The sequence below is a fragment of the Stenotrophomonas sp. SMYL8 genome, from assembly GCF_036320065.1.
Classification (GTDB): domain Bacteria; phylum Pseudomonadota; class Gammaproteobacteria; order Xanthomonadales; family Xanthomonadaceae; genus Stenotrophomonas; species Stenotrophomonas maltophilia_A.
On record NZ_JAWIRR010000011.1, the window covers coordinates 109347 to 119109 of the forward strand.

Here is a 9763-nt window from a genome sequence, read left to right on the forward strand (position 1 = left end):
TAACCGGTAGTGCCGGCCGCTGGCCGGCAACCACGCATGGCACGAAGGTCATGAGGTTGCCGGCCCGCGGCCGGCACGACCCAGGCTTTGCCCACCAAGGTCAAAACCCTGCCCGCAGGCGGGGTTTCGCATTTCAGGGTTAGTCTGTGCGCCTCTTCCATGGAGTCGCCCGTCGATGCGCCGCCGTTCCCTCGCCCTTGCCCTGTCCCTGCTGCTGCCGGCCGGCGCCTTTGCCCAGGCCCAGCCGCAGGCCGCACCGGTCGCGTCGCCGTCCGCCGCGCGCAGCAGCGCCACCGTGGTGCTGACCACCGCGCCGGCCGACTGGCGTGCGCTGGATGGCCAGCGCGTGCGCATCGCCGCACCGCTCACCCTGGCCGGCACCGATGGCCTGGAGCGCTTTGGGCAGCTCACCGTGGCCTTCGATGGCCGCCTCTGGCAGCCGACCGAAGTGGCCGCGCCGGGTACTGCCGGCTATGAGCAGGTGATGGCCGACAACCAGCGCCGCCGCCTGCTGCTGGACGACGGCAGCGAAGCCCGCGACCCGGCCAGCGTGGCCTACCTGCCAGCCAACCCGGTGCTGCGCACCGGCATGCAGCTGCGCAATGTGGAAGGTGTCGTGCACGTGGACGCACAGGGCCGTCCGCGCCTGCAGGTCGAGGGTGCACTCACGTTGCCCGAGCTGAAGCGTCCGGCGGTGCCGACGGTGCCGGGCAGCCTGCATATCGCTGCATTCAACCTGGAGAACTTCTTCAATGGCGATGGCCAGGGCGGTGGCTTCCCGACCCTGCGCGGCGCGCGCACGCTGGAAGAGCACAAGGCGCAGGTCGGCAAGCTGGTGGCCACGGTCAACGCGCTCGGTGCCGACATCGCCGCGTTGATGGAACTGGAAAACGATGGCTATGGCCCGCAGTCGGCCATCGCCGAACTGGTCAGCGCCCTCAACGCCGGTCTTGCCGCCGACAAGCAGTGGGCCTTCGTCGATGCCGGCGAGGGGCCGGGCAGCAACCCGATCCGGGTTGGCATCATCTATCGCAGGAGCGCGTTCAAGCCGCTGGGCAAGCCGTTGACCAGAACCGACGGTCCTTTCGCCGAACACAGCCGCGCACCGCTGGCGCAGGCCTTCCAGGGCAAGGGCGCACCGTTCATGGTGGTCGCCAACCATTTCAAGTCCAAGGGCTGCCGTGATGCCAGCGGCGGCGATGCCGACCGCAACGATGGCCAGGGTTGCTGGAATGCCACCCGGGTGGAATCGGCAAAGCAGTTGAACCAGTGGGTGCAGGCCGAAGCTGGCCGCCTGAAGGTGAAGGACGTGGTGCTGCTGGGCGATTTCAACGCCTACGCGATGGAAGACCCGATCCGCACCCTGCATGACCTGGGCTGGCAGGACGCATTCAAGGTCGCCCAGGTCGAGCATCCTTACAGCTACGTCTACAACGGCTATACCGGCCGCCTCGACCATGCGCTGCTGAGCCCGGGCATGGCCCAGCGCCTGCGCGGTGCCGCCGAGTGGCACAGCAATGCCGACGAACAGGACGCCAGCGGCTACCAGGGCCGCAACGTGCAGGGCCCGTGGCGCAGTTCCGACCACGATCCGCTGCTGCTGGGCTTCGATAAATAAGGTTCGCCGGCGATCAACTCTGGGGGACCTTGATAGGCACGGATGCTGCCGTTGCTTTTGATCTACCAGTCCGCCTTCAAGCGAGCCGAGCATCGCAGGTGAATCAGGGGCGAAGAGGCGCCGATGTCTGAGCGTAGCGAGTTCGGCGCCGTCCCCTGGTTCACCGAGAAGCGCAGGGTACCGGTGCACAGCACCGGCTCGCGGCTGGCGGCGCGTTTCTTTTGGTTACTTTTCTTTTCGCGCGAAAAGAAAAGTGACATCCCACCGTGGGCGCGGAAATGGCCCGCCGCAACCAATGCTCACCCCCAGGCGATCAAGCCGATCGCCAGCACTGCCAGCGCCAGCCCGGCGCGGTTCCACTTCGTGGTGGCCTCGCCGAAGGCGAACACGCCCACCAGCGCGCCCAGCACCACCACGCCGATGTTCATGCCGGCGAACACGGTGGCCGGGCTCTCCGGCATGGACTGATGCGCGTGCACATAGAAAAGAATGTTGCCGCCGTTGAGCAGGCCCAGCAACGCGCCCGCACCGAGGTTGCGCCAGGCCAGTCGGCTGCGGCCACTGGCGTGCCGCCACAGCTGAAGTGCCAGCATCAGCACGAAGGCCACGCTGAAGCTGGCCAGCACCGCCGCCATCGACGGCGTGCCGGACAGCGCCACCTGCTTGAGCAGCACGTCGACCACCGCGAACCCGGCCCATACGCCCAGCAGCCAGCCCCAGCCACCCGGTGAGGACGCCACCGCCGGTCCGCGCGGGCGCAGGCTGATCGCCACCATCGCCAGCAGGCCCAGGCCGAGCCCCGCCAGCTTCCACGACGTGGCGGTCTGGCCGAAGAACAGGAAGGCGGCGGCCAAAGACAGCAGCAGCGACAAACGCTGTGCCACGTCGCTGCGGACGATGCCGGCCACCGCCACCGCGCGGCCCAGCACCAGGAAGATCGACGGCAGCACCACCGCCAGCGCCAGCAGCGACAGCCACGGGGCGTGTGGCGCGCGCAGTGCGTCCAGCGGCGGCTGCAGCACCACGGCGGTGAGCGTTGCCGCCACCAGATAGTTCCAGGTGACCATCTGCGAAACATCCAGCTGGCGGCGTCCGGCCACCTTCAACAACACCGAAACCAGCACGCTGCAGATCACGGCCAAGGACAGGTAGAGCATGGGGCGGGCACAGGGCAGGGGCGGGGGACGGTATCATGGTGCCATGCACAAGCCTTCGTTCCCCGTCGCCCCCGGCGAAACCGCCTGCCTCGAACTGGACGGCCCGGCCGGCCCGCTGGAAGTGGTCGTTGACCTGCCCAAGGCCGATGTGCCGGTGCAGCCGATCGTGGCCATCGTCTGCCATCCGCTGTCCACCGAAGGCGGCACCCTGCACAACAAGGTGGTCACCATGACCGCCACCACGCTGCGCGAGCTGGGCATCGCCACGGTACGCTTCAACTTCCGCAGCGTCGGCGTGTCGGCCGGTGAGTTCGACCATGGCGTGGGCGAGCAGGACGACCTGAAAGCCGTCGCCGCCTGGGTGCGCAGCCAGCGCCCGGACGACCGCCTGTGGCTGGCCGGTTTCAGCTTCGGCTCGTTCGTTTCTTTGAAGGCCGCTGCCGCGCTGCAGCCGGAAGCGCTGATCTCGATCGCGCCGCCGGCCGGTCGCTGGGACTTCGATGGCATCGCGCCGCCGGCCCGCTGGCTGGTGATCCAGGGCGAGCAGGATGAGATCGTCGACCCGCAGGCCGTCTACCAGTGGCTGGACACGCTGGATGTCCCGCATGAGCTGGTGCGCATGCCCGAGACCAGCCACTTCTTCCACCGCAAGCTGATCGATCTGCGTGGCGCGCTGACCCACGGCGTGAAGCACTGGCTGGGCGCGGCGGCATGAGTGCAACCGAGCTGACCCCGTCGCAGCGGTACGCGGAAGGGGTTGCCCGTGGCGACTGGCAGAACGACCCGGCCCAGCACGCAGCGCTGGCCGAACTGGACCGCATCCACCTGGGCCTGGTCGACAGCGCCGAAGACGGCTGGCTGGACCGCCTGTCCTCGTTCTGGAAGAAACCCGAGCCGGTGAAGGGTCTGTACTTCTGGGGCGGCGTCGGCCGTGGCAAGACCTTCCTGGTCGACCTGTTCTACGACGGCCTGCCGATCAAACAGAAGTACCGCACGCATTTCCACCGCTTCATGCGCAGCGTCCACGAGCGCCTGCGCGAGCACCAGGGGCAGAGCGACCCGCTGGCGAAGATCGCCCAGGAATGGCGCAGCAACCTGCGGGTGCTGGTGCTGGACGAATTCTTCGTCACCGACATCGGCGACGCGATGCTGCTGGCACGGCTGCTGGAGCGCCTGTTCGCCGAAGGCGTGACCCTGGTCACCACCTCCAACACGGCGGTGGAGAACCTGTACCTCAACGGCCTGCAGCGCGAGAGCTTCCTGCCGGCCATCGGCCTGCTGCAGCGCTTCTGCGTGGAGCTGTACGCCGAGGGCACCGAGGATTACCGGATGCGCGCGCTGACCCGCTCGCCGGTGTACCGCGCACCGTTGGCCGCCGACAGTGATGAGTGGCTGGCCACGCGCTGGAACGAACTGAGCGGCGGCCAGCCGGCCAAGCCCGGCAACATCGAGATCGAAGGCCGTAAGATCCCGGTGCGCGGCCGTGGCAAGAGCATTGCCTGGTTCGATTTCGCCGCGTTGTGCGAAGGCCCGCGTGGCCCGTCGGATTACATCGAGATCGCGCACGAGTTCAACACCGTGCTGCTGGGCGGCATCCCCGCCTTCGACCGTTTGAACGAAGATGCCGCGCGCCGCTTCGTCAACCTGATCGACGAACTGTACGACCGCCACGTCAACCTGGTCTGCACCGCCAGTACCTCGCCGATCGAGCTGTACACCGGCCAGCGCCTGCAGGGCGCGTTCGAGCGCACCGCCTCGCGCCTGATCGAGATGCAGAGCGCCGAGTACCTGGGTACCCCGCACCGGGCGTGAGGGAGCCACCCAGGTAAATGCGTTGCCGGCCAGAGTTCCGGTAGTGCCGGCCGCTGGCCGGCATCCGCCGCGCGGTTACCGGGTCGGCGCCACCGCATTCCCACGCGGCCGCTCATCCGGCCCGGCCGACATATGCAGGCCCGAGCCATCGCCGTGCTCCACCCGTACGCTCTCGCCGCGCTCCAGCAGCCGCAGTGGCTGGCCTTGGTAGCGCACTTCCAGCGCGTCGTGGGCGTCTGCCAGCGACTGCACCAGCGGGCACAGCGCCTGCGCGCGGGCCTCGATGCGCTCGGCGCGGCCTTCCAGCTGCTGTTCCATCTGCGCGTCCAGGCGGTCGGCGCGTTCCTCCATCGCATCGCTGCGACCGGTGAACACCTGCCACAGCACGCTGCGGGCGATGGACGCGGACAGCGACTCGGCCATGTCCTGCACCTTGGCCTCGAAGCCCGGCCCGAACACTGCCTGTTCCCAGTAACCCTTGCCCAGCGTGCCGCCGATCCAGTCATCGGCCTGCCGGCGTAGGCGCCGGACCTTGCGGCTGTTGGCGGTGCCGGTGAGGCTCTCATAGACCCCGTCGAGCACGTCGAAGCTCAGCCCACTCACTTCATGGGCCAGCGCGGTGGCCGCCGGCATCAGCTGCCGCGCCCCGGCCTCCATCTGCCGCAGGCGGGCGGCGTCGGCCTCGCTGACCGGCACGATCGTGTCGTCCAGGCTCAGCACGCCATCGTGGAACACCACCTCGTGCGGCGCCTGCGGGCCATGCCGCAGCCAGATGCCGCCGCTGTCCACCAGCACTTCTTAGTCGGTATGGATGCCGCACTGGTCCGAACGCAGGTCCGGCCCTTCGGCGGCCAGCGCCGGGGCAATGAACAGGGCAGGCAGCAGGGCCAGCGCGGGCAACCGCAGGTGCATCGGAGCATCCTTTTCCGGGAGCGAGCGGCCAGCATCCGCTGCCAGCGCGCGGGCGTCACCGGCCGGAAGTCACCCGTCCACCGGATTCCCACCGGCTGCCCACCAGCTATCCACAGGGTTGTCCCTAGCCAGTTTCATCACTGTCATGTGAAGCTGTCATTGTTCCGTTTTCGCGGTGCGTTGTACCACCGCGATGACGCCTTTCGGGCTTGACTGCGCAGCCCGTTCCGGCAGGTCTGAAGCGTCTGATCCGGGCGCCGATGGCACGATCCTTGCGGCGCAAGGGATTGCCGAATTTCACTACATTTGGCGTTGACGGACCCCATCACCCCCACTATCTTGTGGCCGTCGGTCGCAGCAACCCCAATTCCAGGGGGTGCCCGGGGTACCCATCCGCGATCGTCAACGGCAGTGGCAGGCGCAGGGTCTCATCCCCTGCGACGCCGTCCTGCCATCCTGGGCTGTCATGTCCCGGGCTGCGTCACCCGATGCATCGAGCACCCACCAATCACGCCAAGAGGACACACGCCGTGACCACCGATTCCAGCGCCACCATCGAGAAGGAAAGCGAATTCCTGTTGACGTCGCCGCCGACGGCCAACGCGATGAGTGTGACCAAGCGCAATGGCACGACCGAACTGGTGGACCTGAACAAGATCGTGCGCGCGGTGCAGCGTTCCTCCGAAGGCCTGCACGCCGTCGATCCGATGCGCGTGGCCACCCGCACCATTTCCGGCCTGTACAACGGCGCCACCACCCGCGAGCTGGACGAACTGTCCATCCGCACCGCCGCCCTGCTGATCGGTGAAGAGCCCGAGTACGGCCGCCTCGCTGCGCGCCTGCTGGCCAACTACATCGCCAAGGAAGTCTCGGGCCAGGAAATCTACGCCTTCTCGCAGTCGGTCAGCCGTGGCCATGAAGTCGGCCTGATCAACGACCGCCTGCTGAACTTCGTGCAGACCAACGCGCGCAAGCTCAACGATGCCATCGACATCTCGCTGGACCTGAACTTCGATTACTTCGGCCTGCGTACCCTGTACGACCGTTACCTGTTGCGCCATCCGCACACCCGCAAGGTGATCGAGACCCCGCAGCAGTTCTTCCTGCGCATTGCCAGCGCGCTGAGCGAGGATGTGTCCGAGACCCTGGCGCTGTACAAGCGCATGGGCAACCTGGACTACCTGCCGTCCAGCCCGACCCTGTTCAATTCCGGCACCACCCACGAGCAGCTGTCCTCGTGCTTCCTGCTGGATTCGCCGCAGGACTCGCTGGAGTCGATCTATTCCAAGTACGGCGACATCGCCCAGCTGTCGAAGTTCTCCGGCGGCATCGGCGTCAGCTATACCCGCGTGCGTTCGCGTGGTTCGCTGATCAAGTCGACCAACGGCCACTCCAACGGCATCGTGCCGTGGCTGAAGACCATGGATTCGTCCGTGGCCGCGGTGAACCAGGGCGGCAAGCGCAAGGGCGCAGCCTGCGTCTACCTGGAAACCTGGCACGCCGACGTCGAGGACTTCCTCGAGCTGCGTGACAACACCGGTGACGAAGCCCGCCGTGCGCACAACCTGAACCTGGCCAACTGGGTGCCGGATCTGTTCATGAAGCGCGTCGAAGCCGACCAGGAATGGTCGCTGTTCGATCCGCGCGTCGTGCCGGAGTTCACCGACCTGTTCGGCGAAGCCTTCGAGCAGGCCTACCTGCAGGCCGAAGCCCAGGGCAAGGCCAACCGCACCATCTCCGCGCGCAAGCTGTACGCCCGCATGATGCGTACGCTGGCCGAGACCGGCAACGGCTGGATGACCTTCAAGGACAAGTGCAACCGCGCCAGCAACCAGACCCTGCGTCCGGGCAACGTGATCCACCTGTCCAACCTGTGCACGGAAATCCTGGAAGTCACCTCCAACGATGAAACTGCGGTGTGCAACCTGGGTTCGATCAACCTGGGCAACCACTTCGACGAGCACAACGAGTTCGACTTCGAGAAGCTGGCCGAGACCGTGCGCCTGGCCGTGCGCCAGCTCGACCGCGTCATCGACCTGAACTTCTACCCGATCGAAACCGCCCGCCGCGCCAATCTGCGCTGGCGTCCGGTCGGCCTGGGTTGCATGGGCCTGCAGGACGTGTTCTTCCGCAAGCGCCTGCCGTTCGACAGCGCCGAAGCCCGCGCCCTGTCGAAGAAGATCGCCGAAGCAATCTACTTCCACGCGCTGGAAACCTCTTGCGAGCTGGCCCAGGAACGCGGCAAGCACCCGTCGTTCAACGACACCCGCGCCGCCGGTGGCGAACTGCAGTTCGACGCCTGGAACGTGGTGCCGGAAGACACCGCGCGCTGGGATGCCCTGCGTGCCCGCATCAAGGAGCATGGCCTGCGCAACTCGCTGATGATCGCGATCGCGCCGACCGCCACCATCGCCTCGATCGCCGGCTGCTACGAGTGCGTCGAGCCGCAGGTGTCCAACCTGTTCAAGCGCGAGACCCTGTCCGGTGATTTCCTGCAGGTCAACCGCTACCTGGTGAACGAGCTGAAGAAGCTGGGCCTGTGGACCGCCGACATGCGCGACGCCATCAAGCTGGCCGAAGGCTCCATCGCCGGCGTGGCACAGATTCCGGAAACGCTGCGCGAGGTCTACCGCACCGCGTGGGAACTGCCGATGCGTTCGCTGATCGACATGGCCGCCGAGCGTGGCGCCTTCATCGACCAGTCGGCCTCGCTCAACCTGTTCATGGAAAGCCCGAACATCGGCGCGATGTCCTCCATGTACATGTACGCCTGGAAGCAGGGCATCAAGACCACCTACTACCTGCGTTCGCGCCCGGCCACCAAGATCGCCAAGACCACGGTGAGCAGCGCAGCTCCGGCCAAGGTGTTCAGCCCGGACGAAGCCATCGCCTGCTCGCTGGAAAACCCGGAAGCCTGCGAGGCCTGCCAGTAAGAGCGGCACCGCCGCGCGGTAGTGCCGGCCGCTGGCCGGCAACCCCGGCCAACGATCATCACCCACGGTAGCGCCGGGCCATGCCCGGCGGCTCACCCAGGAATTCAAGGAAACACCCATGGCCGACAAGCCCAAGCAGATGCTGCTCGATCCCGGTTTTGAACTGACCCTGCGCCCGATGCGCTACCCGCAGTTCTATGACATGTACCGGAACGCGATCAAGAACACCTGGACGGTGGAAGAGATCAACTTCCAGATCGACATCACCGATCTGCACAGCAAGATGTCGCCGGGCGAGCGTCACCTGATCCACCGCCTCGTCGCGTTCTTCGCCACCGGCGATTCGATCGTGTCCAACAACCTGGTGCTGAACCTGTACCAGCACTTGAACGCGCCGGAAGCGCGCATGTACCTGTCGCGCCAGCTGTACGAAGAAGCGCTGCACGTGCAGTTCTACCTGACCCTGCTCGACAACTACCTGCCGGATCCGGAAGAGCGCGCCAAGGCGTTCTCGGCGGTGGAGAACATCGACTCGATCAAGAAGAAGGCCGATTTCTGCTTCAAGTGGATCGACTCGATCCAGAGCCTGACCCGCATCGAGACCCGCGAACAGCGCCGCCAGTTCCTGCTCAACCAGATCTGCTTCGCTGCGTGCATCGAAGGCCTGTTCTTCTTCGCTGCCTTCGCCTACGTGTACTACTTCCGTTCGCGCGGCCTGCTGCCGGGCCTGGCCTCGGGCACCAACTGGGTGTTCCGCGACGAGAGCGCGCACATGGAGTTCGCGTTCGAGTCGGTGCGCGTGGTGCGTGAGGAAGAACCGGACCTGTTCGACGACGAGATGAAGCAGCAGGTCTACGACATGCTGGCAGAAGCCATCGAATGCGAAGTGCAGTTCGCCGAGGACGTGCTGTCCGGTGGCGTGGCCGGCATCTCGACCCGCGACATGCGCCAGTACCTGCAGCACTGTGCCGACCAGCACTTCGCCAAGCTGGGCATGGAAAAGAAGTACAACGTGCGCAACCCGCTGCCGTTCATGGAACTGCAGGACGTGCAGGAGCTGACCAACTTCTTCGAACGCCGCGTCTCGGCCTACCAGGTCGGCGTGCAGGGCGAAGTCGCCTTCGACATGAACTTCTGATCGAAACGGTCAGATCTGTCGCAACGAAAAACCCTGGCCAACGCCGGGGTTTCTTGTTGGTAGCGCCGGGCCATGCCCGGCGGAGCCTGCCTGGTGCTACCGGCCGTCATGCTGCACGCGGGCCTTTGTAGAGTCGAGCTTGCTCGACTGCCGTTCGCGCAAAGCAGTCGAGCAAGCTCGACTCTACAATCAG

General features: G+C 66.3%; 7 protein-coding genes. 5 read left to right on the forward strand and 2 right to left on the reverse strand.

The genetic code is table 11. The features are described 5' to 3' along the window. Positions 1-175 precede the first annotated feature (175 nt). Positions 176-1618, forward strand: a complete 1443-nt coding sequence (locus V3B25_RS11230; RefSeq protein WP_049400583.1) for an ExeM/NucH family extracellular endonuclease — start codon at positions 176-178, stop codon at positions 1616-1618. Positions 1619-1917: 299 nt separating this feature from the next. Here the strand turns inward: V3B25_RS11230 and V3B25_RS11235 are convergent, their stop codons facing one another. Then, complete coding sequence (locus V3B25_RS11235; protein WP_049421014.1) at positions 1918-2775, reverse strand: hypothetical protein; 858 nt, start codon at positions 2773-2775, stop codon at positions 1918-1920. A gap of 43 nt (positions 2776-2818) precedes the next feature. Here V3B25_RS11235 and V3B25_RS11240 point away from each other — a divergent pair, with 43 nt between their 5' ends. Both V3B25_RS11240 and zapE read left to right on the forward strand, forming a co-directional pair. Continuing rightward, on the forward strand, positions 2819-3490 hold the full coding sequence (locus V3B25_RS11240) for a CocE/NonD family hydrolase (RefSeq protein WP_049421015.1): 672 nt from the start codon (positions 2819-2821) through the stop codon (positions 3488-3490). Further along, on the forward strand, positions 3487-4587 hold the full coding sequence (gene zapE, locus V3B25_RS11245) for a cell division protein ZapE (RefSeq protein WP_032128212.1): 1101 nt from the start codon (positions 3487-3489) through the stop codon (positions 4585-4587). Before V3B25_RS11240 ends, zapE begins: the two co-directional genes overlap by 4 nt. A 75-nt stretch (positions 4588-4662) precedes the next feature. On the opposite strand, the gene V3B25_RS11250 is transcribed toward zapE, so the two are convergent. Further along, the gene (locus tag V3B25_RS11250; RefSeq protein ID WP_329810678.1) at positions 4663-5382 is read right to left on the reverse strand and encodes a DUF2884 family protein; all 720 of its coding nucleotides are present in this window, start codon (positions 5380-5382) and stop codon (positions 4663-4665) included. Positions 5383-6029: 647 nt separating this feature from the next. On the opposite strand from V3B25_RS11250, the gene V3B25_RS11255 reads away from it, so the two are divergent. Further along, the gene (locus tag V3B25_RS11255) at positions 6030-8432 is read left to right on the forward strand and encodes a ribonucleoside-diphosphate reductase subunit alpha (RefSeq protein WP_329810679.1); all 2403 of its coding nucleotides are present in this window, start codon (positions 6030-6032) and stop codon (positions 8430-8432) included. 118 nt (positions 8433-8550) lie between these two features. Next, a complete protein-coding gene (locus V3B25_RS11260) occupies positions 8551-9570 on the forward strand; it encodes a ribonucleotide-diphosphate reductase subunit beta (protein WP_049429771.1) in 1020 nt (339 codons plus the stop codon). Positions 9571-9763 lie beyond the last annotated feature (193 nt).

Coding starts and splice junctions, on each gene's coding strand:
- V3B25_RS11230 (WP_049400583.1), top strand. CDS start 176: ATGCGCCGCCGTTCCCTCGCCCTTGCCCTGTCCCTGCTGCTGCCGGCC.
- V3B25_RS11235 (WP_049421014.1), bottom strand. CDS start 2,775: ATGCTCTACCTGTCCTTGGCCGTGATCTGCAGCGTGCTGGTTTCGGTG.
- V3B25_RS11240 (WP_049421015.1), top strand. CDS start 2,819: ATGCACAAGCCTTCGTTCCCCGTCGCCCCCGGCGAAACCGCCTGCCTC.
- zapE (WP_032128212.1), top strand. CDS start 3,487: ATGAGTGCAACCGAGCTGACCCCGTCGCAGCGGTACGCGGAAGGGGTT.
- V3B25_RS11260 (WP_049429771.1), top strand. CDS start 8,551: ATGGCCGACAAGCCCAAGCAGATGCTGCTCGATCCCGGTTTTGAACTG.